General features: G+C 61.3%; 22 protein-coding genes and 1 pseudogene. 12 read left to right on the forward strand and 11 right to left on the reverse strand.

Annotated elements, in window-relative coordinates; translation table 11 throughout:
* Nucleotides 1-692: 692 nt before the first annotated feature.
* Genes B7E11_RS04210 through B7E11_RS04220 form a run of 3 tightly spaced genes read right to left on the reverse strand, consistent with a single transcriptional unit; the run spans nt 693 to nt 3,790 of the window.
* The gene (locus tag B7E11_RS04210) at nt 693-1,523 is read right to left on the reverse strand and encodes a carbohydrate ABC transporter permease (protein WP_080832356.1); all 831 of its coding nucleotides are present in this window, start codon (nt 1,521-1,523) and stop codon (nt 693-695) included.
* The gene (locus B7E11_RS04215) at nt 1,520-2,461 is read right to left on the reverse strand and encodes a carbohydrate ABC transporter permease (RefSeq protein ID WP_080832357.1); all 942 of its coding nucleotides are present in this window, start codon (nt 2,459-2,461) and stop codon (nt 1,520-1,522) included. Before B7E11_RS04215 ends, B7E11_RS04210 begins: the two co-directional genes overlap by 4 nt.
* Nucleotides 2,462-2,485: 24 nt before the next feature.
* The gene (locus B7E11_RS04220; protein WP_176220601.1) at nt 2,486-3,790 is read right to left on the reverse strand and encodes an ABC transporter substrate-binding protein; all 1,305 of its coding nucleotides are present in this window, start codon (nt 3,788-3,790) and stop codon (nt 2,486-2,488) included.
* A gap of 280 nt (nt 3,791-4,070) precedes the next feature.
* On the opposite strand from B7E11_RS04220, the gene B7E11_RS04225 reads away from it, so the two are divergent.
* The 4 genes and pseudogenes from B7E11_RS04225 to B7E11_RS04240 all read left to right on the forward strand — a co-directional run bounded on the left by B7E11_RS04225 (nt 4,071) and on the right by B7E11_RS04240 (nt 8,474).
* Entirely contained in the window at nt 4,071-4,835 is a 765-nt protein-coding gene (locus B7E11_RS04225) for a response regulator transcription factor (RefSeq protein WP_080832359.1), read from the forward strand.
* 1,043 nt (nt 4,836-5,878) lie between these two features.
* Nucleotides 5,879-6,135: pseudogene (locus B7E11_RS30100) on the forward strand (sensor histidine kinase); the annotation flags it as partial.
* Nucleotides 6,136-6,198: 63 nt separating this feature from the next.
* Nucleotides 6,199-6,600, forward strand: a complete 402-nt coding sequence (locus tag B7E11_RS04235; RefSeq protein WP_245809622.1) for a sensor histidine kinase — start codon at nt 6,199-6,201, stop codon at nt 6,598-6,600.
* A 509-nt stretch (nt 6,601-7,109) separates the two neighbouring features.
* Nucleotides 7,110-8,474, forward strand: coding sequence for a DEAD/DEAH box helicase (locus B7E11_RS04240; protein WP_080832362.1), 1,365 nt, complete (start codon nt 7,110-7,112; stop codon nt 8,472-8,474).
* 725 nt (nt 8,475-9,199) lie between these two features.
* On the opposite strand, the gene B7E11_RS04245 is transcribed toward B7E11_RS04240, so the two are convergent.
* Nucleotides 9,200-10,390 (reverse strand): stalk domain-containing protein, encoded by a 1,191-nt coding sequence (locus B7E11_RS04245; protein ID WP_176220602.1) that lies wholly within the window; start codon nt 10,388-10,390, stop codon nt 9,200-9,202.
* A 265-nt stretch (nt 10,391-10,655) separates the two neighbouring features.
* Between B7E11_RS04245 and B7E11_RS04250 the strand changes: the two genes are divergently transcribed.
* The 3 genes from B7E11_RS04250 to B7E11_RS04260 all read left to right on the forward strand — a co-directional run bounded on the left by B7E11_RS04250 (nt 10,656) and on the right by B7E11_RS04260 (nt 12,011).
* Complete coding sequence (locus B7E11_RS04250; RefSeq protein ID WP_080832364.1) at nt 10,656-11,357, forward strand: pirin family protein; 702 nt, start codon at nt 10,656-10,658, stop codon at nt 11,355-11,357.
* Between the two features lie 31 nt (nt 11,358-11,388).
* Nucleotides 11,389-11,724, forward strand: a complete 336-nt coding sequence (locus tag B7E11_RS04255) for a hypothetical protein (protein WP_080832365.1) — start codon at nt 11,389-11,391, stop codon at nt 11,722-11,724.
* A 71-nt stretch (nt 11,725-11,795) separates the two neighbouring features.
* Nucleotides 11,796-12,011 (forward strand): YwbE family protein, encoded by a 216-nt coding sequence (locus B7E11_RS04260; protein ID WP_245809616.1) that lies wholly within the window; start codon nt 11,796-11,798, stop codon nt 12,009-12,011.
* A gap of 43 nt (nt 12,012-12,054) precedes the next feature.
* On the opposite strand, the gene B7E11_RS04265 is transcribed toward B7E11_RS04260, so the two are convergent.
* The 3 genes from B7E11_RS04265 to B7E11_RS04275 all read right to left on the reverse strand — a co-directional run bounded on the left by B7E11_RS04265 (nt 12,055) and on the right by B7E11_RS04275 (nt 14,242).
* A complete protein-coding gene (locus B7E11_RS04265; protein ID WP_080832367.1) occupies nt 12,055-12,933 on the reverse strand; it encodes an HNH endonuclease in 879 nt (292 codons plus the stop codon).
* Nucleotides 12,934-13,221: 288 nt separating this feature from the next.
* On the reverse strand, nt 13,222-13,767 hold the full coding sequence (locus B7E11_RS04270) for a P-loop nucleotide/nucleoside kinase family protein (protein WP_080832368.1): 546 nt from the start codon (nt 13,765-13,767) through the stop codon (nt 13,222-13,224).
* A 133-nt stretch (nt 13,768-13,900) separates the two neighbouring features.
* Nucleotides 13,901-14,242, reverse strand: a complete 342-nt coding sequence (locus B7E11_RS04275; protein WP_028598480.1) for a winged helix-turn-helix transcriptional regulator — start codon at nt 14,240-14,242, stop codon at nt 13,901-13,903.
* Between the two features lie 137 nt (nt 14,243-14,379).
* Between B7E11_RS04275 and B7E11_RS04280 the strand changes: the two genes are divergently transcribed.
* Entirely contained in the window at nt 14,380-15,018 is a 639-nt protein-coding gene (locus B7E11_RS04280) for an NADPH-dependent F420 reductase (protein ID WP_176220603.1), read from the forward strand.
* Between the two features lie 76 nt (nt 15,019-15,094).
* Here B7E11_RS04280 and B7E11_RS04285 read toward each other — a convergent pair whose 3' ends face one another.
* The 3 genes from B7E11_RS04285 to B7E11_RS04295 all read right to left on the reverse strand — a co-directional run bounded on the left by B7E11_RS04285 (nt 15,095) and on the right by B7E11_RS04295 (nt 17,566).
* Nucleotides 15,095-15,607, reverse strand: coding sequence for an SRPBCC domain-containing protein (locus B7E11_RS04285; protein ID WP_080832370.1), 513 nt, complete (start codon nt 15,605-15,607; stop codon nt 15,095-15,097).
* Nucleotides 15,608-15,643: 36 nt separating this feature from the next.
* A complete protein-coding gene (locus tag B7E11_RS04290; RefSeq protein ID WP_080832371.1) occupies nt 15,644-15,976 on the reverse strand; it encodes an ArsR/SmtB family transcription factor in 333 nt (110 codons plus the stop codon).
* Nucleotides 15,977-16,594: 618 nt separating this feature from the next.
* Nucleotides 16,595-17,566 carry a lipoate--protein ligase family protein gene (locus B7E11_RS04295; protein ID WP_080832372.1) on the reverse strand — a complete coding sequence of 324 codons (972 nt, stop codon included), beginning with the start codon at nt 17,564-17,566 and terminating at the stop codon, nt 16,595-16,597.
* A gap of 312 nt (nt 17,567-17,878) precedes the next feature.
* Here B7E11_RS04295 and B7E11_RS04300 point away from each other — a divergent pair, with 312 nt between their 5' ends.
* Nucleotides 17,879-19,984 (forward strand): alpha/beta hydrolase family protein, encoded by a 2,106-nt coding sequence (locus tag B7E11_RS04300; protein ID WP_080832373.1) that lies wholly within the window; start codon nt 17,879-17,881, stop codon nt 19,982-19,984.
* Nucleotides 19,985-20,045: 61 nt separating this feature from the next.
* Here B7E11_RS04300 and glpK (B7E11_RS04305) read toward each other — a convergent pair whose 3' ends face one another.
* Nucleotides 20,046-21,590 carry a glycerol kinase GlpK gene (gene glpK, locus B7E11_RS04305; protein ID WP_080832374.1) on the reverse strand — a complete coding sequence of 515 codons (1,545 nt, stop codon included), beginning with the start codon at nt 21,588-21,590 and terminating at the stop codon, nt 20,046-20,048.
* A 354-nt stretch (nt 21,591-21,944) separates the two neighbouring features.
* Here glpK (B7E11_RS04305) and B7E11_RS04310 point away from each other — a divergent pair, with 354 nt between their 5' ends.
* The 3 genes from B7E11_RS04310 to B7E11_RS04320 all read left to right on the forward strand — a co-directional run bounded on the left by B7E11_RS04310 (nt 21,945) and on the right by B7E11_RS04320 (nt 25,859).
* Complete coding sequence (locus tag B7E11_RS04310; protein ID WP_028598486.1) at nt 21,945-22,523, forward strand: glycerol-3-phosphate responsive antiterminator; 579 nt, start codon at nt 21,945-21,947, stop codon at nt 22,521-22,523.
* Nucleotides 22,524-24,020 carry a glycerol kinase GlpK gene (glpK, locus tag B7E11_RS04315; protein ID WP_080832375.1) on the forward strand — a complete coding sequence of 499 codons (1,497 nt, stop codon included), beginning with the start codon at nt 22,524-22,526 and terminating at the stop codon, nt 24,018-24,020. It begins immediately after the preceding gene.
* 165 nt (nt 24,021-24,185) lie between these two features.
* Complete coding sequence (locus B7E11_RS04320) at nt 24,186-25,859, forward strand: glycerol-3-phosphate dehydrogenase/oxidase (protein ID WP_080832376.1); 1,674 nt, start codon at nt 24,186-24,188, stop codon at nt 25,857-25,859.
* Nucleotides 25,860-26,088 lie beyond the last annotated feature (229 nt).

Consider the following 26,088-nt stretch of genomic DNA (forward strand, 5'->3'; position numbering starts at 1 on the left):
CAGCCCGCCATGCGCATGCAGCCGAACTCATTTGAGTAACCATGACTCATCTCGCCGTCTTCGCACGCACGCTAACGATCCAGTTGAGTCGTAGCTACTCATCTCAGCCCGCCATGCGCATACAGCCGAACTCATTTGAGTAACCACGACTCATTTCGCAGCCCTCGCAGGTCCGCTAACAATCCAATTGAGTCGTAGTAACTCATCCCAGCCCGCCATGCGCATACAGCCGGACTCATTTGAGTAACCATGACTCATTTCGCAGCCCTCGCAGGTCCGCTAACGATCCAGTTGAGTCGTGGCGACTCATCCCAGCCCGCCATGCGCATGCAGCCGGACTCATTTGAGTAACCACGACTCATTTCGCAGCCCTCGCAGGTCCGCTAACGATCCAGTTGAGTCGTGGCGACTCATCTCAGCCCGCCATGCGCATGCAGCCGAACTCATTTGAGTAACCACGACTCATCTCGCGCCTTCGTACGCACGCTATCGACCCAGTTGAGTCGTAGCTACTCATCTCAGCCCGCCATGCGCATGCAGCCGGACTCATTTGAGTAACCACGACTCATCTCGCCGCCTTCGCAAGCACGCTAACAATCCAATTGAGTCGTAGCTACTCATCTCAATCCGCCATACGTCAATCCGACCATGCGCATGCCGCCGCACTCCGTTGAGTAATTCTTGCCGTGCCGTCATCCCTTCAAGCCGGTCGTCGAGACGCCTTCCACGAAATATTTTTGCGCCATGAAGAAAATGACGACGCAAGGAATGATCGTCACGACGGACATCGCCATGATCTGGTTCCAGTTGACGGCGCCCTCCGTGTCCAGGACGAGGCGAAGGCCGAGCGACACCGGGAACTTGGTCACGCTGTTGATGTAGATCAAGGCGTTGAAAAACTCGTTCCACGTCCAGATGAACTGGAACAGGCACGTCGAGATGATCGCCGGCACCATGAGCGGGGCGAGCACCCGGACGAGGATGCCGAACGAGTTGCAGCCGTCGATGACCGCCGCTTCGTCCAAATCGCGCGGAATGCCGCGCAGGAACTGGACGAGCAGGAAGATGAAGAAGGCGTTGGCGGCGAGCAGGGCCGGGACGTAGAACGGCAAATACGTGTTGAGCCAGTGGAAATTTTTGAACAGGATGTACCTCGGAATCATGATGACGGCGTCGGGCAGCATCAGCGTCGAGATCATCAGGGTGAACAGCAACCCCTTCAGCGGAAAGCGGAAGCGGGCGAAGCCGTAGGCGACGATCGTGCTGGACAGGGCGGTCAGCGCCGCGACCGGGACGACCAGCAGGAACGTATTGGCGAAAAAGGTGCCGAAGCTCGTTTTGCCGACGCCTTTCCAGCCGCGGGCATACGCGTCCCAGACGAACTCGGACGGAAACAGGCCGATCGTCGACAGCACCTCCTGATTCGGCTTGAACGAAGCGCCGACGAGCCAAAGCAGCGGATAGCAGAACAGCAGCCCGAACGCGGATAGGCCGAAGACGGTCAATATTTTGCGCAAGGTCATTTGCCATCGCCTCCGTCTTCATAGTGCGCCCAGCGGTTGGACGTCTTGAACAGCACGAGCGTGAACAGCAGGATGATGACGAACAAAATCCACGATTGGGCGGAAGCGTACCCCATTTTGAAAAACTGGAACGAGTTGTCATAAAGCATAAGCCCGTACAAATAGGTGGATTTCATCGGCCCGCCGTCGGTAATGACGAAAGCGGCCGTAAATTGCTGAAATGCGTTGATCGTCTGCATGATCAGGTTAAACAGGACGATCGGCGTCAGCAGCGGAAGCGTAATGTGGAAAAACGTCCGGAACCGGGCGGCCCCATCCACCTTCGCCGCCTCGTACAGCTCTTGCGGCACCTGCTTGAGACCCGCGAGGAACAGCACCATGGAGGAACCGAATTCCCATACCGGCAGCAAGGAAATCGTGAACAGCGCCAGCTTCGGATCCCCGAGCCAGTTGATCGGGGAGATCGACAGGGAGGACAGCATCGAGTTGACGAGCCCTTCCTTCATGAACAGAAACCGCCACAGCACCGACACGGCTATGCTGCCGCCCAGAATGGACGGAAGATAATAGATCGTCCGGTAGAAGCCGATGCCCTTCATCTTGATATTCAGCGCCATGGCGACGAGCAGCGCGATGGCCAGCTTGGCCGGTACGGCCATCAGCACGTAGAGCAGCGTCACTTTCAGCGATTGCGCGAACGTCGGATCGTTCGTGAACATCTCGACATAGTTGGCCAGCCCGACGAAATGGAAGCTGCCGACCATGTTGTAATCGGTAAACGAGTAGACGAGCGAGGCGACGAAGGGAAACAGCGTCAGGACGAGAAAGCCGATCAGCCACGGGCTGATGTAGGCGAGTCCGATGGCCTGGCCTTTGCGTTTTTTTCTCCGTACGGGAGCCGCAGCGGGCTGCCGACGATGGTCGAGTCTGGTACTCATGCTTAAGCCCCCGTTCGTCGTTTTTTACTTAATCGTTTGCAGTTTGTCGGCCAGGCGCGAGGTCAGCTCCTCGGCGGCTTGCGCCGGTTCGAGCTTGCGGAAGGCGACGCGCTCCAGAATGTCCTGGGAAATCTGGTTCAGCTCGTTGTTGTTGCTGAGCCCGTTGACGGGCGCTCCCGGATTGCTCAGGGCGATCTCGACCGCTTCGGCGACGGTCGGATCGATCAGCCCTTCCTCGGCGAGCATGGCCGCGTTCGCGGTGGCGGCCGGAACGCTGTAGACGTCCTTCAGAATCCGGGCCGCTTCCGGGTCGGTGAGCAGCCAGCTGGCGAATTTGGCCGCCTCTTCGGGATACTTCGTATCTTTGTTGATCGCGAGCGGGTTGCTCGGATTGACCAGCACGGCGGACGTTTTCGCGTCGGCCGGCACCGGGAACATGCTGACGCCGACGTCCGGCGTGTACGACTTTACTTTGGCGATCGTGGACGCGAGCGTGAACATCATGCCGATGTTGCCGTTTTGCCATTGGAGGTTTTCCGCCAAATCGGGATACAGGCTGCTTTCTTCCACCGGCTGAATGACGCCGTCGTCGAGCAACTGGCGGTAGTAGGCGAAGGCTTTTTCCGCCGCCGCGGCATCAAAGCCGAGCGATTTGTCGTCGTTGATCCATTGGTTGCCGGTCAATTGGTTCACGAACGGCTGCAGGAAAATCCGGTAATCGAACAGCCCGAGCAGATAGGCGTCGGGGTCCTGCTCGTGGACTTTTTTGCCGATTTCGTGAATCGTGTTCCAGTCCCATTTCGTATTTTCCGAAATGCCGAACTTTTCGAAAAACTCCCGGTTGTAAAGGGTTACAATTCCGTTCGCGCCCATCGGCAGCCCGATCAGCTTGCCGTCGAAGGTCGCGTAATCGTTCAGAAACTCAGCATCGAAAGCATCCAGGTTGAGGTGATCCTTCAGCGTGTTCAGATCGAGCACCAGATTGCCTTTGACCGCGATCTCCTCGATCCAGTCGACGGACAGCGGCGTCAGGTCGGGCGCGGTTCCGCCGGCGAACTGGGTGACCAGCTTCTGGTAATAGCCGTCGAAGCCGCCGTATTCCGGCTCGATCGTGACGTTCGGATTTTTCTCCATATACAAATCGATAGCCTCGAGCAACGCCTGATGCCGCACTTCCGACCCCCACCAGGAGAAGCGAAGCGTCGCTTTTTCTTCTTTGGCCTCTTCCGCTCCGGAAGAACCGGAATCGGACGAGCAAGCCGCCGTCACCGCGACCGTCAACGCCAGGCACAGCAGCCCGGCCCACTTCGAGAAACGTTTCAGTTTCATGTTCATGAAGCCCCCTCGGTTGTTTTCATATGGTTGCCCTCTTACTATAACGAGGCGTCTCCGGTTATGAAAAGGCATACAAAACGGCAAAAGGTATCCGTAAACCGCTTGTTTGCGCAAAAGGTATCCGGATTCCCGGGTCCGGGAGAATCCGGAGTGCAAATGCGTTTTGGGCAGGAGCGGACGGTTATGTCGGCGCCCTGTAAAAAAAAGAAGAAATCCATTATTCTGGTGAATGCGGTAGCATATGACTTCGATCACAGCCTGGAGGTGCGCGTTCATGTATAAGCTGCTGCTGGCGGACGACGAAAAGGAGATCCGGAACGGGTTGTCCCAGTATTTCCCTTGGGCGGAAACCGGCTACGAGCTTGTCGGCCTGTGCGAGAACGGACAGGAGGCTCTCCGGTTTATGGACAGCCGGCCGGTCGACGTGCTGCTGTGCGACATCCGGATGCCGGTCATGAACGGGCTGGAGGTGGCCAAGCGCCTTCACGAGACGAAGAGCAAAACGAAGGTCGTGTTCCTGAGCGGCTACAAAGACTTCGAATACGCCAAACAGGCACTTTCCTACGACGTGCACGACTATATCGTCAAGCCTACCCAGTTCGGCGAGCTGAGCCGGGTGTTTACGTCGCTCAAGCTGGAGCTGGACGAAAGCTCGTCCGCAGGCGCGCCCGCCTCCGGGGCTTCCTTCGACGAGAAGGTGATCGCCGCGATCAAAAGCTACGTGGAAGAAAACTATCCGAACGCGACGCTCGAGGAAGCGGCCGCGAGGGTGCACATGAACCCGCATTACGTGAGCAAATACTTCAAGGACAAGACGGGAGACACGTTCTCCGATTATCTCGTCGGGGTCAAAATGGCCAAAGCGGCCGAACTGTTGATGGATATCCGCTACAAAACCTACGAAATCAGCGAAATGGTCGGCTACGGCTACGCCAAAAATTTCACCCGGACGTTCCGCAAGCATTTCGGGCTCAGTCCGCGCGAGTTTCGCAGCAGCCGCACCGACGCCGCACCGCCATGCGCCGAAAATTTTTCCTGAAAAACCTTTTGCTGTTCCTCATTCCGCTGCTTATTCCGACGTGCGTCCTCGGCGTGCTGTCGATTAATTTGACCCAACGCTACATTCAAGGCGAGATTCATACGACGCAGACGCAAATTTTGCAGCAGCTGGAACGGAACGCCGACATGATCCTGAACGAGATGGACTCGCTCGCCATCGTGTTCGGCAATTCCCAGACGCTGTTTCGCGTGGAGGAAGTGCTGCGGACGCTGACGGTGTCGCTCGACAATTTGCGCCTTATCGAATCGATGGTCAATTACGTCAACGCGCCGGCCAACGCCCGGCCTTTCATCGAATCGATCTATATGTACGTGCCTAATCCGTACGGGCAGTTTCTCGCGAGCGGAGAGGGGCTCACGAGCTTCGACCGGTTCCACGACGTCGGGTGGAAGGCCGAGTTCGAAGCGCGCGCGGGGGCCGGAGACAGGTGGACCTCCCGCCGGCAAATTACCCGCTATTCCTTCGAAGGGCCGATTTCCGTCACGACCTTCTACAAGACGCTCCCATCCGTGCTGACCGACAAGCCGTACGCGGTCATCGTCATGAATGTGTACAACGATTACATGGACAAAACGCTCCGGTCCATCGAGCAGGTGCCCGGCCAGCGGCTTTTTATTTTGGACGAAAACGGAACGCCGCTGTTTCAGTCCGGCGGCGGGACGGAGTTCGGCGCATCGTTGCCGACCGGGCTTGCCGCGCAGGACGATTCGTTCGACATGGAGCTGGACGGCGTCGCCTACAACGGCGCCAAGCTGACGATGGCCGGCAGCGGCTGGACGTTCGTCTCGCTCATTCCCCGGCATGAGCTCGTGCAGGTGCCGTTCCGTTTGAGCCAATTTACGGTGTACGTCGTGTTCCTGTCGTTCGCGCTCGGGCTCGTGCTGACCTATTTCCTGACCCGGCGGTCGCTGCGGCACATCCGCCAGATGATCGCGATCATCAAAGCGGCCGGCAAGGGACTTCCGCTTCCCGAAGTGAAGCCGGCCAGGGGGCAGGACGAGTACAACTACATCATCCAGACGATGACGCGCAATTTCATCGAGCAGCACTACTTGACCGTGCAGCTGTCGGAGAAAAAATATCGGCTGCAGGCAGCGGAGCTGCTGGCGCTGCAGTCGCAGATCAATCCGCATTTTCTGTTCAATACGCTGGAAACACTGAACTGGAAGGTGATGGGGCTGACGGGCGGGCCGAACGAGGCGAACGGCATGTGGGGCACCTGTCGGAAATTCTGAAGTATTCGCTCGATACGCCCGACCGGGTCGTCGATGTTGAAGAGGAGATTACGTACACAAAGCACTACATCGCTATCCAGAAGGAGCGGTACGGGGACAAGTTCGAGGTGCGGTGGCGGTACATTCCCGAGGAAATCCGGGGCTGCCGGATCGTCAAGCTGCTGCTGCAGCCGCTGATCGAGAACAGCCTGTACCACGGCATCAAGGAAAAAGAGGGGAACGGCGCGATTCTGGTTAAAATGGACAGGGATGCGGATTTTCTCCGCATCGCGGTCGTCGACAACGGCGTCGGCATGAGCCGCGGGCGCCTGGCGGAAATCCGGGCCCGGTTGGAGAGCGCGGGCGATTCGAAGGCCGGCGATTCGGAGACGGGCGATCGCATCGGCCTGGCGAACACGAACAAGCGCATCCGGCTGTCCGATCCCGCGGGCGGGGAGCTGCGCGTCTGGAGCAAGGCCGGGTTCGGAACGGCGGTCGTCATCCGGATCGGGGTCGGGGGCGGGCGCTAGGGAACCTTAGGCGATGCCGACGAAAACCCGCGCGGCTTGTTCATGGGTGCCAGTTGCGTGCACGGGGATAGTGGTATGTCTGCCGCCCGACGGCCTGTGCGCGCGCAAAGGCATATGACAGCAGAAGCAGCCGGCCAGCTGGGCGGGAGGGCGCGATGCTTACGGCGGATCGTGATCGGCCTGGCAAACGCGAACAAGTGCATCCGGCTGTCCGGTCCCGCGGGCGGGGAGCTGCGCGTCTGGAGCAAGGCCGGGCTCGGAACGGCGGTTCGGATTCGGCGAGGAAATCGGGGGGCAGGAGTTTGCCTTTTTCGGCCCTCTCGTCGATATCCCGTTGGCTCAGCATCCCGCCGTTATGGTACGATAGGTGAAACGTTGCCGCGCGGCGGTCGGCCGGGAAGGATGCGAACGGCGATCGGAGCGGCGGACAGAAGCGGCCGCTTTGCCGCCTTGGCTTGCGGCCGGCAGACGGCAGATGGCGTTACATTTTTCGAATATGGGGTGCTTTCGTGACAAGCTTCGCGAAGTTGGGAATTTCGGAAGAACGGTCGGCCGTTCTGAACGTTCAAGGGATAAAGCAGCCGACTCCGATTCAGGAGATGGCGATTCCGGTCGTCATGCAAGGTAAGGATATGATCGGCCAGGCGCAAACGGGCACGGGCAAAACGCTGGCGTTCGTGCTGCCGATTTTGGAGAAGATCGACGTTGGTTCGGAGTCGCTTCAAGGGCTGATCGTGACGCCGACACGGGAGCTGGCGCTGCAGATTACGGAGGAAGTGAAGCGGTTCCTCGTTCCGGACGAGGGCGTGCGCGTGCTTGCCGTTTACGGCGGGCAGGACGTGGAAGCGCAAATGAAGAAGCTGGCCGGGCGGGTTCATTTGATCATTGCAACGCCGGGCCGTTTGCTCGATCATATGCGCCGGGAAACGGTGGACCTGTCGACGGTTTCGACGCTCGTGCTGGACGAAGCGGATCAAATGCTGCACATGGGCTTTTTGACCGAGGTGGAGGACATTTTGCGGGCGGTGCCGGCGAGGCGGCAAACGCTGCTGTTCTCGGCGACGATGCCGGAGAAAATCCGCGAGCTGGCGGGCCGGATTTTGCGGAATCCGGAACATGTCACCGTCAAAAGCCCGAAAGTAACGGTAAAAGACATCAAGCAGCTCGTCGTCGAAACGACGGACCGGGGCAAGCAGGCGGCGCTGGTGGCGATGCTGGAGGAGACGCAGCCCTTTCTGGGCATGATTTTTTGCCGGACGAAGCGCCGGGCTTCGACGCTTAACGCCGCTTTGCAGGCGATGGGCTACGCCTCCGACGAGCTCCACGGCGATTTGTCGCAGGCGAAGCGGGAGCAGGTGATGAAGCGGTTCCGCGAGGCGAAGCTGCAACTGCTGGTGGCGACCGACATCGCCGCGCGCGGACTGGACGTCGAAGGGGTGACCCATGTCTACAACTACGACATTCCCCACGACACCGAAAGCTACATTCACCGCATCGGCCGGACGGGCCGTGCGGGAAGCGCGGGCATGGCGATTACGTTCGTCGCGCCGAAGGACCGGGCCGAGCTCGGCGTCATCGAGTACGGCATCGGCCAGGAGCTGGAGCGCCGGGCGGGCGTGCCGACGCCGCGCGGGGCTCGGGCCGACGGCGGGAACGCGCCGGGCGCATGGGGCTCGCGAGCCGGCGGGCAAGCGGGCCGCGGTGCCGGGGCTGGCGGCCGGACCGGCAGGGGAGCCGGGCCCGCGGGCCGACCGGGCAGGGAGGCGGGCCCCGGAGGCAGGGGCGGCCGCCCGCCCAAGCCGGCGTTTTCCTCGGCCGGCCGCAAAGGACCGGGCGGCGGCGGGAAGCCGAAGCCGCAGCGGGGCAGAAGGTAAAGCGGCCGAAGAAGTCCGTCCGGCGGGCTGCATGAGGCAGAAACGTGAGGGAGAATCGGCGCCGGCGAAGCCGAAGTAGCGCACCCCGTGCACCACACGGGCGCAAGCGGCGCCGGCGAAGCCAATGTAGCGCACCCCGTGCACCACATGGGGCGCTAACGGCGCCGGCGAGGCTAATGTAGCGTACCCCGTGCACCACATGGGGCGCAAGCGGCGCCGGCGAAGCTAATGTTAGCGCACCCCGTGCACCACATGGGGCGCTAACGGCGCCGGCGAGGCTAATGTAGCGCACCCCGTGCACCACATGGGGCGCAAGCGGCGCCGGCGAGGCCGAAGTAGCGCACCCCGTGCACCACATGGGGCGCAAGCGGCGCCGGCGAAGCTAAAGTAGCGCACCCCGTGCACCACATGGGGCGCAAGCGGCGCCGGCGAAGCCGAAGTAGCGCGCCCCATGCACCACATGGGGCGCAAGCGGCGCCGGCGAAGCTAAAGTAGCGCACCCCGTGCACCACATGGGGCGCAAGCGGCGCCGGCGAAGCCGAAGTAGCGCGCCCCGTGCACCACATGGGGCGCAAGCGGCGCCGGCGAGGCCGAAGAAGCGCACCATGTGCACCTCATGGGGCGCAATCGGCCCGGCGGCGCATCATGCGAGGGGCTGTCCACAGGGTCAAATCTGACCTGGCGGACAGCCCCGTTCGTTTTATGAACCGTTTGCGCGCGTGACGCTATTGCAGCGTATAGGTCAGCTGCGACTGCTCCCCGGTGAACAGGTTGCGATAGTCGAAAACGAAGCTGTCCCCGTCGCGCTTCACGAACGTTAAATTGTCGGCCGCATCCGGAACAAACGGACTCGGCTCCGTCGTTTCGATCCGCGTAATTTCCTCCACGGACAGAAGCTCCTTGTACAGCGCGACAGCCGAGCCGTCCCGCAAATCGACGAGCAGGGTCGTGCCGCGGATATAAGGCCGGATCAGCAGCAGCCGATCCTCGACCGATGCATACTCCACGGTATACGTGTCGTCGTAGCCGCCCAGCGCCTTCAGATCGAACCGCTCCTGCACGTAGCCGTCCGGGCGGACGAGCTGCAGCTCCGAGCCGTCCAGCAGGACGAGCAGGCCGTCCGCCTCCTCGACGCTCTGCGCGCGGGCCATGCCGTAGTATTCCACGGCCGTCTCCCGCACGAGCTTTCCTCCGGATACGACCAGGCGATAAATGTCGGTGCCGAGCGCAGGCTCGCCGTGCGAATGGGTGACCGTAAGCAGCAGCGAGGTTTCGCCCGTATTTTTCACGTCGAGGTACCCGTATTGGGTGACCCGTACGCCGGAATAGCCGATTCTTCGCGGCATTTCGGAGCCGACTGCCGTATAGACGTTTCCGTTGTCCTTGCGCACCCAGTACCAGCCGGCCGGGCTGCCTCCAAGCAGGCTTCGCGGGCCGTAGCCGACGAGCAGGGTGCCGCTCGTGTCCAGCTTCATCGTAGCGCCGGCGACCATGACGATGTCTCTCAGCGGAACAAACAGCTTTCCGTTTTTCAAAAAAGGAGCCGTCGACATCGCATGCACCGAGTCGTTGATGAGCGCCTTGGAAGAGCCGACGCGCCACTTCAGCCGCAGGTTCGGAGCGGTCGCGATCAGGTAGCGGGTCGTCTGGTCGTAGGACAGCACCAGATCGGAGAACAGGGTCGACAGCTCGTTCAGCGACAGAAACGTCGTGCCTTTTTTCAAAGCGATTTCCGGATTCGATTGCTTGATGTTGTACGCCCACTGGTACGAGGGGACGTTAACCGGAGGCGGATCGTCCGGCGTTCCGGCGGCGGAAGAGGTGCCGGGACGGAAACCGGCGAACAAGGCCGCGGCCAACGCGAACACGGCGGTTAAAGCGATCCATTTTTTGCTAATCAAGGATGAAGCCTGCATATCGGGAGCCTCCTGCGACATTGGAAATAAGATCCATTGATTAGACGCGGGCCATGCGGAATTAGTTTCGCAAAAGAAGCTTATGCTTGGAAAAACAAGGGTAAAAGATGACGGCAAAGACGGCGAACCCTCGCCGTTCCGGGCTCCGGAGACGTTCGAAGCGGGGCGCCCGTTATGTCCGCCAAAAACGCGGTTGTGATTCCGCCGAGATTCAACTATAATTCGGTTAGTTACTTTCGATTTTATAAAAAAGAGGAGGCGTCCCATGATTCAACTTTATCCCGAGCGATTGCGCCACAAGACGGATCTGGGCTGGCTGAAAAGCCGCCCGAGCTTCCAGTTCGGAGAATATGCCGATCCGGAAAACAGCGGCTTCGGCGTCATGCGCGTGTGCAACGACGATTTTGTCGCTCCGGGACGGGGCTTCGGCGCTCATCCGCATAGCGATATGGAGATCGTCTCGATCATCTTGAAGGGGCAAATCCGCCACGAGGACAGCCTCGGCAACGTCGAAATCGCATCGGCAGGCGAAGTGCAGCGGATTACGGCGGGCAGCGGCGTCGTTCACGCGGAGTACAATCCGTCCGAATCGGAGGAGCTGAACCTGCTCCAGTTGTGGTTCATGCCGAGGGAAAGAGGGCTGACGCCTTCCTACGAGACGGCCCGGTACGATCAGGCCAAGCTGCGCAATGCGCTGCTGCCGGTGGCGGCGGCCGTTCCTGCGGAAGGCGTCGCCAAGGTCGAGCAGGACCTGACGATTTATTTGAGCCGGCTGGACGCGGGGCGGGAGCTTGCGTTCCGGCAGGAGAAGGGACGGCGGGTTTTCCTGTTTGTTATCGAAGGAAGCTTGACGGCGAACGGCCTGGCGCTCGGCACCCGCGACGAAGCCCGGATCGCGGACGTTCCGGAGCTTGCGCTTGCGGCAGGCGGGGAAGAGACGTTTCTGATGCTGATCGATTTGCCGTAAGCGGCCGAAAGCCGAAAGGAGGGAGCTTGGGATGAAGGAAACGTTTATCGTCAAGCATGCGGTAGGGGGCAAAATTTTTATCGATACGGGCAAGCGCCCCGTTCCGTACAAGCTGGAGAAAAAAGCGGACGGCGGCTACCGGTTTACGGTGACGACGCCCCGCGGCCCGGAAATCGAGGAGCTGCTGGAGCTGGCTCGCGAGCTTAACGTGTTCGTGTTCCGGGATTACTCGGAGGAAAACGAGCCGACGATCAAAACGTGGTTCTACGTGAAAGACGGACCGGTCGCGTACGACGACGGGCGGCAGGCGCTGACGATCGACGCCGAAGCGAAAATCGAATACGTGCCCGACCGGTATTTGAGCTGAACGAAATTTCGTCCTCGGCTTGCGGTATGGTAAGATGGCAGAACAGATACCGACAGCGGAGGGTACGACAGGTGGAAGGAAACGGGAAAAACCGCGGCGATGTCCGGCCGGGACTGGTAGTGGACATCGTGCTGAAGCAGGACCAGCGAACGGGTAAAACGACGCGCGGCATCGTGAAGGATTTGCTGACGAAGTCGGCGTTTCACCCGCACGGCATCAAGGTGAGATTGACGGACGGCCAGGTGGGCCGGGTCCGGCATATCGTTTCGCAGCCGAACGAAGACTGAAACGGCCGAAAGCGGACGCGTCCCGGCGGGTTCGTTCGGCGCTTCAATCCGAAGCGCGAATGAATTCGTCGAGGTCGCGGTCCGCTTTCGACTGATTGCACAGGTTGCAGGCGCAAACGCAGTTGACCGGAGTCGTATGGCCGCCTTTGGCGCGGGGGAGCAGATGGTCGATCGTGTCCCCGTATTGTCCGCAGAAGTAACACGTATACTTGTCGCGTTCCAGAATAAGCCGGCGAAACTCCTTGTTGCTGTACAGGCGCCGGATCGTGTGGCGGCTCGCGACGACGGCGGCGCGCTCGCGCACGAGAATGAACGCAAGCTCCGGCTCGATCTCCTGATACCAGCGGCGGCCGTTATCCGACTTGCCGAGCATGCGGACGAAGCCCTGCTTCGTCGGTCTGAGGCCGGCCGGAGCCGGGGGAGGATCGGCCGGGAGCTTGACGGGCCTGGCTTTGGCCAGGGCTTGGGGTTGAGCTTGGGCGGAAGGCGCAGCGGGGTTCGCCGCATGCGCTTTTTTGCGTTTGCGCCGCCGCCGCTTGCGCTTCGGCTTGGGAGCGTCCGCCGCCGGGGCTTCCGCGGTTTCCGCGCCGGACTCCGGGGCCGCCGCACCGGGGTCCGGGATCGCGAGCCCGGCGGCGTTCATGCCGGCCGGCTGCGCCGGCGTCAGCGGAACTGCCGCCAGCGGAACTGCCGGCGCCGACCCGGGCGCCGCGTCCGCGGCGGCGGGCCCCGAAGCCGCCGGCGCGGGAAGGGCCGGGCTTGCCGCCGCGCCGGACCGCTCCTTCCGCCGGCATTCGCGGCAGACGCCGCGGCGCCTCCTGCGGCCGGATCTTCTGCCGCTTCTGCCGGAAAACTCCGCCAGCGGCTTGAATTCGAGGCATTGCCGGCACGTTTTGCCGGAGGCCCCTTTATCGCGATGCATCGTCTCGTTTGTCATAGCCCGAGTATATCATACCTGCGCGGCTCTAGTCTGTCGGGAGACTTCATTTTACCGGTTATGCTCGCGCGGGCCTGCCGAAGCTGCTCGAGCCCGTCCCGCCGCAGTTCGGCAGCGTGCAAAATTCGGCTGTTCCGCGCGGGACCCTGCACCTTGTCGGCGGGGATGAGCGTGTCGTGCTCATGCCGAGCAGGCTCGCGTCGTTCTCGGACAAGCGGCTTCCGGCACCGGCTGATGGAAAACGGGCTTATCCTTCGTCGGATCGCAGCGCCGCTACTCGGCGACAAGCGCCTTTTCCCGGAATTGCCGCAGAATGGCGTCGGCGGTCTCCTCCGGCGTCAGCTCGGACGAATCCAGCCACCACCCGATCCGGGGCGTCTCTTTGCGCAGCACGTCGTCCAGGCCCGATACGGTCCAGATGCCGTAGCCTTTCTTGGGCCGCGCGGCTTCCCTCGCCTCGACGGCCTGCGCGTTCGGGCACAGCACGACGACGTAAAACGGACGGTTCCGCACGTACGAGACAAAGTCCTCCAGCACTCGTCCCACGACCACGTCCTGGACGATGACGTTGAATCCCGCCTCCAGATAGTCATCCGCGGCCTGTGCGGCCAGCCGGTAGCGGAGCCGCAGCTGGTCCAGCCCGTCGTCGTCCGAGTCCGGCCGCACTTCCCGGCGGTCGTTGACGATCATTTTTCGAAAGATGTCCCCGCGCAAATGCACGGACCGGTCGAACCGTTCGGCCAACAGCTGCGAGACGGTCGATTTGCCGCTCGCCATAATTCCGGTGACGAGTAAAATAAAGGGCTGCCCGGCGTTCATCGGTTTTCCTCCTTTGCCGGAATCATCGTGAACACATTCGTCTCCCGGCGGGCCGACTCCTTCCGGAGGTTGCCGAATGGCGATAAAAAATTGCGCCTTTGCGTCGGCGGGACTTTGGAGCGGCGCCATCCTGTCATTGTTCGGGGCCCAAGTTCCGGATATGCGCGATTCCCCATTCGCTCATCCGATCCAGAAAGCCGATCATGGACCTCCCTTGAGGCGTGAGGGAGTATTCGACCTTTGTTTTGGGCGGGATATCCGGGGTGACCGTTCTTTCGACAATCCCGTCGGCTTCCAGCTCGCGGAGTTGTTCGGTCAGCATTTTTCCGGAAATGGCGGGGAGATGGCGCAGCAATTCGCTGTAACGCACGGGCCCCCGGCTGGTGTGCAAGTGTCGGTAAATCGGGATCTTCCATCTGCCGCTCAGCATCGAAAACACGCGCTCCACGGGACAATCGTTCAATTGAGCGGGCATCGTTTCATCCCGTCCTCCGTTTTTTTATTCATATTATAATGCATTCGCACGCGGCATGGGCGGGAAACGAAAAAGTGCCTTATTGCCGGCCCGCGGGCTCGGCTCCTATAATCTCCCGTAGAAGGGAGCGGGTATTCATGAAGATCGGCATTTTGGGCGCAGGACGCGTGGGAAAAACCATAGGCGAGGGGCTGATTCGGGCGGGCCACGAAGTCCGCATCGGCAGCCGCGACCCCGAGCATGCGAAGCATCGGGAATGGAAGCGGGAGGCGGGGGGAAAAGGGGACGTCGTATCCTTGAACGAAGCGGCAAGGTTCGGCGATCCGGTCTTCGCGGCTTTGCCCTGGGACGGCTTGAAGGAGGCGCTCGAACGTCTGGAGCCCGGAGTTTTGAAAAACAAAACGGTCGTCGACGTCACCAACGCCGTCCGTTTCGAAGACGGTCCGCGGTTGATGTACGGCGACACGTCGGCCGGCGAGCTCGTTCAGCGGTGGCTGCCGGACAGCAGCGTCGTCAAAACGCTGAACACGGTCAGCGACAGTCGGATGGTCCATCCGAGCTTCCGGGACGGCATGCCCGCGATGTTCGTGTCGGGCAACGACGCTCGCGCGAAAAATCAGGTCAAATCGCTGCTGGAGGACTTGGGCTGGCGAGACATGATCGATCTGGGAGACATCCGGCAAAGCCGGCTGCAGGAGGCGCTCATGCTGGCCTGCGTCATCAGTGAAATTCGGCTGGGGTCGCCGGGCATGGCGTTTGCGCTGCTGCGGGGATGAGCTCCGCTTGCGAAAAGGGAAGGGGCTGCCGGCGGGCGGACAAATCCGCCGCGGCACCCCCTTGGAAAACGCCGTTTTATGGTTGTACCGCCTGCAGGTGCTCGGCCAGACGATCCCACGTTTGGGTGACCCCTTCCTCCATGCCCATATCCACAACGGTTTTGAGCGCTTCGGGGGTATCGTACCGGGAAATGCTGATTACCTTGGTCTTGCCCTCATGCTCTTGAAAAACCACCGTAGATTCGGGAGCCGGCATGTCCTCCGAAATGCTGCCTTCGGCATCGGAGAAGTAGTCGATATAGACGATCTTTTCGTTCGGGACGATCTCCTGATAGACCGATTTGCCCCAGGATTCCATGCCGTAGAAATCTCCCTGATTCGGGTCCATGCATTTCATGCAGTAATGCCAGACGCCGCCGGGACGGAAATCGATGTCGCACGCCGTCAGCTCCCAGCCTCTCGGCCCCCACCATTGCTTCAAATGCTCCGCTTCCGAAAACGCTTTGAACACAAGCTCGCGGGGCGCATCGAAAATCCTCTCCATCGTAAACTCCCGGCCTTCCGCTTTGATCGACATCCGGTTCGACATGCGCGACTCCTCCCTGGATTTGGGTTGACAGGGTCATTATTCGGGCTGATCGTCTTCCTGGGCTTGCAGCTTCTGCAGGTAAATATCGAGATTGTCGAAACGCTCGTTCCAAACGTTGCGGTAAGGCTTCAGCCAATCGTACAGCGTCTGGAACGGCTCCGACCGCAGCCTGTAATTCCGGCGGTTGGCGACCGCTTCGACTTCGACGAGCCCGGCCTCCAGCAGGACGCGCAAATGCTTCGAGGCTTGGGGCTGCCGGATTTGCAGGCGCTCGGCGATCTCGTTCACCGTCAGGGGACCGTTTTTCAAAAGCTCGACGATGCGCAGCCGATGGGGCTCGGCCAGCGCGCTGAATATCGCGGTTTCCATCATCTGGCCATTCCTTTAAGCCATGTTGCGCGAAGTACGGCGGAGATTGCAACTTCGGTTTGAATCATGCGATCCACCTCGTTTCCTCGGTTCGTAAACCGTACCTCGAATCGAATATACCATGAACGGAATATTCTTGTAAAGGAATATTTAAAATTTCTCCATCCGCCTGTCCGTGAACCATACGATTACTCTGCAAAGCCGGCCTCCAAGCGGTTCTGCTGGCGTTTTTGTGTGATATTTCATACAAAATCCGGTCATTTGGCGCTTTTTCGAAGACATTTGTATGATTTTTCGTACAAAATTGGCTCGTCGGGCGGTTCTGCTGGCGTTTTTGTGTGATATTTCATACAAAACTCCGTCATTTGGCGCTTTTGTGATGCCGTTTGTATGATTTTTCATACAAAATCGGTCTGTTGGGCGGTTCTGTGGACGTTTTTGTATGGTTTCGTACGAACCTTCGTCTTAGCGCTTGGCGCCAATCGGCATAACCGCATCCCGCCGCGTCAAAGCCAAACCGACCCCAACCCCATTCGGTTCCCGGGTTCCCGCCCATAACCGGGCCGGGACGGTCGAAAGCCTCATAGCCGAGCACAAATGTTGCTCGGCAGGAACGAGCTACTGGCTCCGCGGGCGGTACCGCTGCCGAAGCGTTTCGGCCATGGCGCGGATGTCGGCCGCGGCCGGCAGTTCGGCGGGCGGGACGGCAAGCGGGGCCGGGACAGCGAGCGGGGCCGGTTCGGCGGGCCGGCCGGCAAGCGGGCCGGGCTCGCCGGCGGCGTTGGCCCCGGCCCCGGCGGTCCCGGCGGCGGCTGCCCCGGCGGCGCCGAATGCCGCAGCGGCGCCCGCCGCGCCCTGCCGGCGCCCGATCGCGCGCCGGACCGCGTCCGCGAACGCGCGCGCCGCGTTCGCGCCAAAGCCCGCCAGCTCTTCGAGGCTGGCGGTGCTGCCGTCCGCCACCCGCGGGTAGGCGGACGGCTCCGCGCCTGGCGCGGCGCGTTCGTAGAACGCGCGCACGAGGCGCGTCCGGTCGTCGCCGGCTCCGCCCGCGACGACGAACGCCTGCACGCTGGCGGCGCGCAGCTGCCGGCGCTGGGCGATGCCGCAGAACTTGCGGCCCGCGATGCTGAGATCGTAGTCGCCGGGGCAATAGGCGCCCGCGATCTCGCCTTTGTCCACGGCGACGCCGGCGAAGGCGAGAGCCTCGCGAACGAGCGCGTACATCCGCTCGAAGTCCTGGCGAAAGCGCGCGTCCGCGCCGCCGCTTTTCGGAAAAATAAGCGAGAGATTGACGACGCCGGCATCGAGCGGCACCGCCGCGCCGCCGGAATGGCGCACGACGACCTGCCAGCCCTGCGATTCCAGCCAGCGCGACGCCTCCGCCGCATGCGGCAGCCGGCTGTCGCGCTGTCCGAGCACGAAGGCGTTCGGATGCCGCCACATATGGCAGAAAGCATCTCCGGTCTCGCCGGCGCGCCTGCACAGCAGCTCGTCGAGAGCGAAAGCCTCCAGCGGATCGGCGGCGGCCTCCGCGTCAAGCCGATCCACGAGCCTCATGGCGCCGGCCCAGTCCACCATTTCGTCGTTCATCTTCAGCCGCTCCTTCGTCCGGTCTATTTTCGATAGGTACTGCGCATCATGCCCGATGACCGCCGCCGGGAATCCGGCACGGGTTCCTTTTATTGTAGCAGGCCTCCCGTCCGGGCCCAACTCCCGCGAAGGGCTATTCAACCCAAATTTTCCGTGTTATAATGATCACAAATTAATAGCGGGTTGGAGAACGGGAGACACCACAACACTTGGCTGCGCGAATCGCGCGGTCGATGGCGTTGTGGTTTTTTTCATTCGGCAAGGGAATGACAGCGCTGTCACCCGCTAATAAAACTCAGAAGGAGTCTGCACATGGCACAATCTCGATCGTTTTGGAAAAAGCCGCAGGGGCTGCTGGCCATTTCGTTGGCGCTTATGATCGTCGGAAGCTTCCTGGCCGGCATGTTCCACACCTCGTTCTACTCGGTAAAAGTAAAGGAAATCTCGTTCGATGCCGATCACGGCCAGCTTCACGGGCTGCTGTACATGCCGGAGGGAGCGGGCCCCGACAATCCGCGGCCGGTCATCGTGACGACGCACGGCTATTTGAACTCGAAGGAAATGCAGGACGCGCCCGCTATCGAAATGTCCAGACGGGGCTACATCGTCCTGGCGCTGGACCAATACGACCACGGCGACTCCCGCTGGACGGCCGACATTCCGGTCGACCAGATGTTCTCGACGTTCTGGATCTATTCCCAGTTCGACGCGGCCAAATATATTTACGACCAGCCGTACACCCTGAAGGACGAGAACGGCAACGCCTACGTCGCCGTCAGCGGCCACTCCATGGGCGGGTTCTCGTCGCTGCTCGCCATGTATTTCGACGAGATGAACGCCCTGCAGGCCGGGCACCGCATGATTCATGCGGGCATCGCCGTCGGCGCGGACTTCTCCTACGCCTCCGCGGTCGCGCCGCAGGATCAGCTCCAGGCCGCCTTCGGCAGCCGCACGGTCGGGGTGATCGGGGGGCAATACGATGAATTTTTCTTCAACAAATCAGACGCGGAGAAAACTCCGTCGGAGCTGGAAGTGCAGGGAACCGTCACGCGCAAGGATTTCGTCGCGACGCTGTCGGGCAAATCGTTTCTCGGCGTGCCGGCGGATCAGCAGGCCGAGGCCGGCAAGTTTTATACCGTGCAGTCGGGCGACGTTCTGGTGGAGGAGAAGGCGGTCCGGCCTTCGGAGACGGGCGAGCGCATCATTTTCACGCCGAATCAGACCCACCCGTGGAACCACTTCTCGCCGACGGTCACGGCCAACCTGATCGATTTTTACAACCATGCGTTCGAGGGCGTCGCCGCGTCCGATATCCGGTCGGACCTGGGCTCGGGCAATCAAATTTGGTGGCTGAAGGAAGCCTTCAACGGCGTCGCGCTCGTCGGCTTCTTCCTGATGTTCGTCCCGCTGATCGGCCTGCTGCTCAAAGCGCCGTTCCTGCGCAAGTCCGTGACGGAATCGACGGCCGCCGTACCGGCGCCGGCGACCGGCTTGCAAAAAGCGCTTTTCTGGATCGCGTTCGCCTTCAGCGTGCTCATCCCGGCGATTTTGTTCCCGACGCTGATGGACAAACAAGAGGGCGGAATGAACGCCCTTGTCGTCATCTCCCTCGTCCTGCTCGGTCTGGGCGTTGTCGGGGCGATCGCCGGCTTCGCGGCGAAGAAAAGAAACATCGGCACGGGCAGCGCGCTGCTGGCGGTCGTGTCCCTCGTCATGTGGCTCGTCTTCGACAATGCGGGATCGATTCTGCAGCTCGGATCGACGTTCAACGAACCGACGACGAACCAGATCGGCTATTGGGCGATTTCGGTGGCGCTGATCTTTGCCTTCCTGACGATGGCGTTCCACTACTTCTCGAATAAAGGGGCGGGAACCTCGTTCGGCCAGTACGGCATCAGCCTGAACCCCGTCGTCATCGTCGCCAGCCTGTGCACGGCGGCGATCGCGGTCGTCGTCGGCTATGCGCTCCTGTTCGCGCTGCAGGCCGTTTTCGGAACCGACTTCCGCTTGTGGGTGCTTGCGGTCCGCACGTTCGAAATGGAGCACGTCGTCACCGCGCTGCGGTACCTGCCGTTCTTCCTGTTCTACTATTTCGTCAGCGTGGTGGCGCTCAACGCGAACACGCGGGGACGCAAGGGCGGCTATCTGCTGTCCGTCGTTCTGAACGTAGGCGGGCTCGTGCTGTGGCTGATCGCCCAATACGGCAAAGACTTCCTGACCGGCGTCTCGCTGTACCCGGATCAAGCGTTGAACGGCATTCTGCTCTTCGCGCTCGTTCCTTGCCTGGTCGTCGCGGCGGTCTACGCCCGCAAGCTGTTCGAGAAAACGAACAACGTCTGGCTCGCCTCCTTCGTGAATACGATCCTGTTCACCATGATTACGGTCGCGAACACGGCGTTGTTCTGGAATCTGGTCTGACGACACCTAAAAAAGCCCTTCGGCCCGGCGGCTGCGCGCCGTCTGCCGAAGGGCTTTTTGCTTATCGTTTGCCGTTTGGGCTCTTCGTTTTGAAGGCCATAGCGGCATGAACGGCCTGCACCCATCCTTCGTACCGCTCCTGCCGGACCTCCTCGGCCAGATCGGGTTCGTACGTTCGATCCTTGCCGGTCCGAATTTGCAGGGAAATCTCTTCCTGATCCCTCCACAACCCGACGGCAAGTCCGGCCAGGTACGCGGCTCCGAGCGCGGCCGTCTCGAGCACCCTCGGCCGTTCGATCGGGACGTTCAGCAAGTCCGCCTGCCACTGCATCAGAAATTCGTTCGCCGCGGCGCCTCCGTCCGCCGTCAGCTTGACGAGCCTGATTCCGGAGTCCGCCTCCATCGCCGTCAAGACGTCCTTCGTCTGGTACGCGATCGACTCGACGGCCGCCCGGATGATATGGTCCTCCGTCGTTCTCGCGGTTAGCCCGAAGATGGCTCCTTTCGCCTCCATGTCCCAGTAAGGGGCGCCGAGGCCGACGAACGCCGGCACGAAATAGACCCCGTCGGCCGAGGGAACGGCCGCCGCGTGCTCGTCCGAATCCGATACTTTCCAGATCGTCTTCAGCCCGTCCCGCAGCCATTTGACTACCGCGCCGGCAATGAAGATGCTCCCCTCCAGCGCGTAAACGATCTTGCCGTCGATGCCCCAGGCGATCGTCGTCAGCAGCCCGTTGTCGGACGAAACCGGCTCCGAGCCGGTGTTCATCAGCAAAAAGCAGCCCGTCCCGTACGTGTTCTTCGCCATTCCCTTCTCGAAGCAGGCGTGGCCGAACAGGGAAGCGTGCTGGTCGCCCGCCATCCCCGCGATCGGGATGGGGACGGGGAACAGGGATTCGGAAACGTAGCCGTAAATATGGCTGGAAGGCTTGACCTCCGGCAGCATCGAAGCCGGAATATCCAGCATGCGCAGCAGTTCGGGATCCCACTCGAGCTCATGAATGTTGAACAGCAACGTTCGGGAGGCATTGGAGCAATCGGTGGCATGCACCTTGCCGTCCGTAAGCTTCCACAGCAGCCAGGTGTCGATCGTGCCGAACAGCAGCTCCCCGCGCTCGGCCATCTCGCGCGCCTGGGGGACATGGTCCAGAATCCACCGGATTTTCGAGCCGCAGAAGTACGGGTCGAGAATGAGCCCCGTTTTTTCCCGCACCGCCGGTTCGAAGCCTTCCGCTTTCAGGCGGTTGCAGATGTCCGCCGATTGCTTGCTCTGCCAGACGATCGCCCGATAGATCGGCTGGCCCGTCAGCCGGTTCCAGACGACGGTCGTTTCTCGCTGATTCGTGATGCTGATCGCGGCGATCTGCTCGGGGGCGACGTCCGCCCGCTGCAAAACCTCGTACATGACCGCGGACTGGCTCTCCCAAATTTCCTCGGCGTCGTGCTCGACCCAGCCGGGCCTAGGATAATGTTGCTTGAATTCTTTTTTGGCGACGGCCTTCGGATTCCCCTTGCGGTCGAACAGAATGGCGCGGGAGGCGGTCGTGCCCTGATCCAGCGTAAGGACGTACTTGGCGTTCCCGGCGTTTTCGGCGTTTTGGCGGATGACGGTAACCTCCTTGTGCGGAGCGCACGCAAAAAGAAAAAGCCGACAGCTAGCCCTTCGCGAGTACGCAAGGACTAGCTGCCGGCTCTGCTTCTCCGTGGCAGCCTGCAGATTAATTTATTTTCTATCATACTTGACAAATTCAGGATGTCAATGCTTGGCAAGCCGAATGCCATCCGAAAAAAGACGCTTTCATATAGACACTCCTTTCCGTTTGGTTTATAATGTGCTCAAGTTGATATGTGTGGCGGAGAAAAGGAGAACACGCGAATTGGGTCCTCGTCGGACCGGTTCGTCATTCTCCTTTTTTGTCATTTAAGCCCCCCGTTCAGGGGAGCGGAGGGAGAGGCCGACATGAATTTCCGTAACCAGAGCGTATTGCCTGCTGCCCGGAAAGTGAAGGATTTGGAGAAGCTGATCAAGCTGTCGTACGAATATATCGTGATCCTCGACACCCACATCAGTCAGATCCGGCCGATCGTCGATCTGGCGAAATCGCATGGCAAGAAGCCGATCCTGCACGCGGATTTGATCGAAGGACTGAAAAACGACGAATACGCGGCAGAGTATTTGTGCCAGGTCGTAAAGCCGGCGGGCATCGTGTCCACCCGGGCCGGCGTCATCGGGAAAACGAAGCAGAACGGGCTGCTGGCGATTCAAAGGCTGTTCCTGCTCGATACGAACGCCCTGGAAAAAAGCTACGCCATGTTCGAGAGGACGAAGCCGGACTTCATCGAAGTCCTTCCCGGCGTCATTCCGCACATCATCGCGGAAGTGTCCGAACGGACGGGGATTCCGATTTTCGCCGGCGGCCTGATCCGGACGGTGAACGACGTCGAACAGGCGCTTCGCGCCGGGGCGTCGGCGGTAACGACGTCGAATTACGAGCTGTGGAAGCATTTCGAGCCCGCAGGGCGGAAAGGGGAAGGTTGAGTGTCGCAGAAATACATTTTGGCGATTGACCAAGGGACGACGAGCTCCCGGGCGATCGTGTTCGACCGGCAGGGCCGCATCGTCAGCACGGCGCAGCAGGAGATCAGGCAATATTTTCCGCAGCCGGGCTGGGTGGAGCATGACGCAAGCGAAATCTGGGTATCGGTGCTGGGCGTGATCGCCAGCTCGCTGTCCCAGGCGGAAATTCTCCCCGAGCAGATCGAGGCGATCGGCATCACGAACCAGCGGGAGACGGCGGTCGTATGGGATCGCCATACGAGCCGGCCGATCCATCACGCGATCGTCTGGCAGTCCAGGCAAACGCAGGACATTTGCGAGGAGCTGAAGCGGCAAGGGCATGAGGAGCGCTTCCGCGGGAAAACGGGCCTGCTGATCGACCCTTATTTTTCCGGGACGAAGATCAAGTGGCTGCTCGATCACGCCGAAGGAGCCCGCGAGAAGGCGGAAAACGGCGATTTGCTGTTCGGCACGATCGATTCTTGGCTCGTCTGGAAGCTGAGCGGGGGCAAGGTTCACGTCACCGACTATTCCAACGCGTCCCGGACGCTTCTCTACAACATTCACGAGCTGGCTTGGGACGAGGAATTGCTCGACATTCTGGGGGTTCCGGCGTCCATGCTGCCGGAGGTGCGCTCTTCGTCGGAAGTGTACGGCCGGACCGTCAAGCACCACTTTTTCGGCAACGAGGTGCCGATCGCCGGCATCGCGGGCGACCAGCAGGCGGCGTTGTTCGGGCAGGCCTGCTTCGAAAAAGGGATGGCCAAAAACACGTACGGAACCGGCTGCTTCATGCTCATGAACACGGGCGACGAAGCCGTCCGCTCCGAGCACGGGCTGCTGACGACGATCGCCTGGGGCATCGGCGGCCGGGTCGAATACGCGCTGGAAGGGAGCGTATTCGTCGCCGGATCGGCGATGCAATGGCTGCGGGACGGCCTGCGGATGCTGAAGCAGACCGCGGACAGCGAGACGTACGCGACCCGGGTGTCGTCGTCGGAAGGGGTGTACGTCGTGCCGGCTTTCGTCGGCATGGGCACGCCCTATTGGGACAGCGAAATGCGGGGAGCCGTATTCGGGCTTACGCGGGGAACGACGAAGGAGCATTTCGTTCGGGCGACCCTGGAATCGCTGGCCTATCAGACCAAGGACGTGCTGGACGTGATGGCCGTCGATTCGGGCTTGCCGCTCAAAGGCTTGCGCGTGGACGGCGGCGCGGTGCGCAACGATTTTCTGATGCAGTTCCAAAGCGATCTGCTCGGGGCGGAGGTCGAGCGCCCGGTCGTCAACGAGACGACTGCGCTCGGAGCGGCGTATTTGGCCGGGCTTGCCGTCGGCTACTGGGCGGATAAGCAGGAGATCGCCGACGGCTGGAAGCTGGAGCGGACGTTCCGGCCGGCGATGCCGGAAGACGAGCGGGACCGCGCGTACGCGGGGTGGAAGAAGGCGGTCCAGGCCGCCATGGCGTTCAAGCCGTAATGGGGCGGCCGTTTGCTTTCGTTCTTTCGGGTAAAATGCTATAATCACTTTAACAAGTTCATACACGGTAGGAGATCGGGAGAACCACGGACGTTCCCGCTGCGCTTGCGCGGCGGGATGGCAGTGGTTCTTTTTTTACATTAACGGGAAAATGAGGGATGACGGATGAACGGAAACTACGGCACGGATCGCCGGGGACGGCTGTCGGAATTGGAAGACGGCGTGTTCGACGTTTTGATTATCGGCGGCGGGATTACGGGCGCGGGCATCGCGCTGGACGCCCGGAAGCGGGGGATGTCGACGGCGCTGATCGAAATGCAGGATTTCGCGGCCGGGACGTCGAGCCGTTCGACGAAGCTCGTGCACGGGGGGCTGCGGTATTTGAAGCAGTTCGAGGTGAAGATGGTCGCCGAGGTCGGGAAGGAGCGCGCGGTCGTCTACGAGAACGGCCCCCACGTGACGACGCCGGAATGGATGCTGCTGCCGTTCTATCAGGGAGGGACGTTCGGGGCGTTCACGACGTCGATCGGGCTGCGCGTATACGATTTTCTGGCCGGGGTCAAGCGCGAGGAGCGCCGCAAAATGCTCAGCAAGGAAGAGACGCTGGCCAAGGAGCCGCTGCTGCGGCGGCAAGGGCTGAAGGGCGGCGGCTACTATGTGGAATACCGGACGGACGATGCCCGCCTGACGATCGAGGTCATGAAAAAAGCGGTCGAAGCCGGAGCGCGCGCGGCGAACTACGTCAAGGCGGAGGAGCTTCTGTACGAAGGCGGCAAGCTCGTCGGAGTCGTCGCCCGGGACGTCATCGGCGGCGGGACTTACCGGATCAAGGCGCGCGAGGTGGTCAACGCCACCGGTCCCTGGGTGGATACGCTGCGCGAGCTCGACCGCTCCAAGGAAGGGAAGACGCTGCGGCTGACGAAAGGCGTTCATCTCGTGTTCGACGGACGAAGGTTTCCCCTTCGCCAGGCGATTTATTTCGATACGCCGGACGGCCGGATGGTGTTCGCGATTCCCCGCGAAGGCAAAACATACGTCGGCACGACCGACACCGACTACGCCGGAGATACGGTCCATCCCCGCATGAGCGAGGAGGATCGGGACTATATCCTGGCCGCCGCCAACGGCATGTTCCCGGACCTGAAGCTGACCGGAGCGGACGTCGAGTCCAGTTGGGCGGGATTGCGTCCGCTGATCTACGAAGCGGGCAAATCGCCGTCGGAAGTGTCGCGGCGGGACGAAATTTTCGTCTCGGCTTCCGGGCTGATCACGATCGCCGGCGGCAAGCTGACCGGTTACCGCAAAATGGCGGAAACGGTGACCGATCTTCTCGCGGCCAAGCTGCGGGAAGCCGGGCGCGGGCCGTTCGAGCCGTGCGGCACGAAGACGCTGCCGATCTCGGGTGGCGACGTGGGGGGATCGCGGCAGTTCCCGTCCTTCGTGCAGAAGATGACGGAAGCCGGCGTGAAGCTCGGCTTGACGAAGGAGGCGGCGGAGCGGCTCGCCCGCCGGTACGGGTCGAACGTGACGGCCGTGCACGACCGGATCCGGAACGGGAAAGGGAAGGCCGATCCGCACGGGCTTCCGCCCGAGCTGCGGGCGGAGCTGCTGTACGCGATCGAGGAGGAGATGGCGGTCAAGCCCGTCGATTTCTTTCTGCGGAGAACGGGGGCCGTTCTGTTCGACATCGACTGGGCAAAGCGCTGGAAGGAAGCCGCGATCGATTTCATGGCGGACTGCCTGGCCTATTCGGACGAGCAGAAGCGCGAGTATACGGAAGAGCTGGAGCGGGAGCTGGCCGCGGCGTCGACGCCGAGCGAATCGCTCGGCGGCCGTTAAGGGGCCCGGAGGCGTTGTTTGCGCGGCGCGCGCTTGATGCAGGACGCCCATCGAGCGCATGGCGCGCACGGCGTGTACGACTCGAAAGCAAGCAAAACCCGTCGCAGGGTCGGAATGAACCCCGCGATGGGTTTTTTCGCGTTTCGATTTTCGGGCCGGCAGCGGGGCCGGATGTGGTAAAATGGAACAAAGCCTTGCGGATCGGAAAGCCTCCGTCGCGTATTCTAGT

Origin of the sequence: Cohnella massiliensis (assembly GCF_900169535.1) — a bacterium.
GTDB lineage: Bacteria > Bacillota > Bacilli > Paenibacillales > Paenibacillaceae > Cohnella > Cohnella algarum.

Excerpts from the sequence above, each read along its gene's own strand:
- B7E11_RS04210 (WP_080832356.1), bottom strand. The coding sequence starts at position 1,523 with ATGACCTTGCGCAAAATATTGACCGTCTTCGGCCTATCCGCGTTCGGG.
- B7E11_RS04215 (WP_080832357.1), bottom strand. The coding sequence starts at position 2,461 with ATGAGTACCAGACTCGACCATCGTCGGCAGCCCGCTGCGGCTCCCGTA.
- B7E11_RS04220 (WP_176220601.1), bottom strand. The coding sequence starts at position 3,790 with ATGAAACTGAAACGTTTCTCGAAGTGGGCCGGGCTGCTGTGCCTGGCG.
- B7E11_RS04225 (WP_080832359.1), top strand. The coding sequence starts at position 4,071 with ATGTATAAGCTGCTGCTGGCGGACGACGAAAAGGAGATCCGGAACGGG.
- B7E11_RS04245 (WP_176220602.1), bottom strand. The coding sequence starts at position 10,390 with ATGCAGGCTTCATCCTTGATTAGCAAAAAATGGATCGCTTTAACCGCC.
- B7E11_RS04250 (WP_080832364.1), top strand. The coding sequence starts at position 10,656 with ATGATTCAACTTTATCCCGAGCGATTGCGCCACAAGACGGATCTGGGC.
- B7E11_RS04255 (WP_080832365.1), top strand. The coding sequence starts at position 11,389 with ATGAAGGAAACGTTTATCGTCAAGCATGCGGTAGGGGGCAAAATTTTT.
- B7E11_RS04265 (WP_080832367.1), bottom strand. The coding sequence starts at position 12,933 with ATGCATCGCGATAAAGGGGCCTCCGGCAAAACGTGCCGGCAATGCCTC.
- B7E11_RS04270 (WP_080832368.1), bottom strand. The coding sequence starts at position 13,767 with ATGAACGCCGGGCAGCCCTTTATTTTACTCGTCACCGGAATTATGGCG.
- B7E11_RS04275 (WP_028598480.1), bottom strand. The coding sequence starts at position 14,242 with ATGCCCGCTCAATTGAACGATTGTCCCGTGGAGCGCGTGTTTTCGATG.
- B7E11_RS04280 (WP_176220603.1), top strand. The coding sequence starts at position 14,380 with ATGAAGATCGGCATTTTGGGCGCAGGACGCGTGGGAAAAACCATAGGC.
- B7E11_RS04285 (WP_080832370.1), bottom strand. The coding sequence starts at position 15,607 with ATGTCGAACCGGATGTCGATCAAAGCGGAAGGCCGGGAGTTTACGATG.
- B7E11_RS04290 (WP_080832371.1), bottom strand. The coding sequence starts at position 15,976 with ATGGAAACCGCGATATTCAGCGCGCTGGCCGAGCCCCATCGGCTGCGC.
- B7E11_RS04295 (WP_080832372.1), bottom strand. The coding sequence starts at position 17,566 with ATGAACGACGAAATGGTGGACTGGGCCGGCGCCATGAGGCTCGTGGAT.
- B7E11_RS04300 (WP_080832373.1), top strand. The coding sequence starts at position 17,879 with ATGGCACAATCTCGATCGTTTTGGAAAAAGCCGCAGGGGCTGCTGGCC.
- B7E11_RS04310 (WP_028598486.1), top strand. The coding sequence starts at position 21,945 with ATGAATTTCCGTAACCAGAGCGTATTGCCTGCTGCCCGGAAAGTGAAG.
- B7E11_RS04320 (WP_080832376.1), top strand. The coding sequence starts at position 24,186 with ATGAACGGAAACTACGGCACGGATCGCCGGGGACGGCTGTCGGAATTG.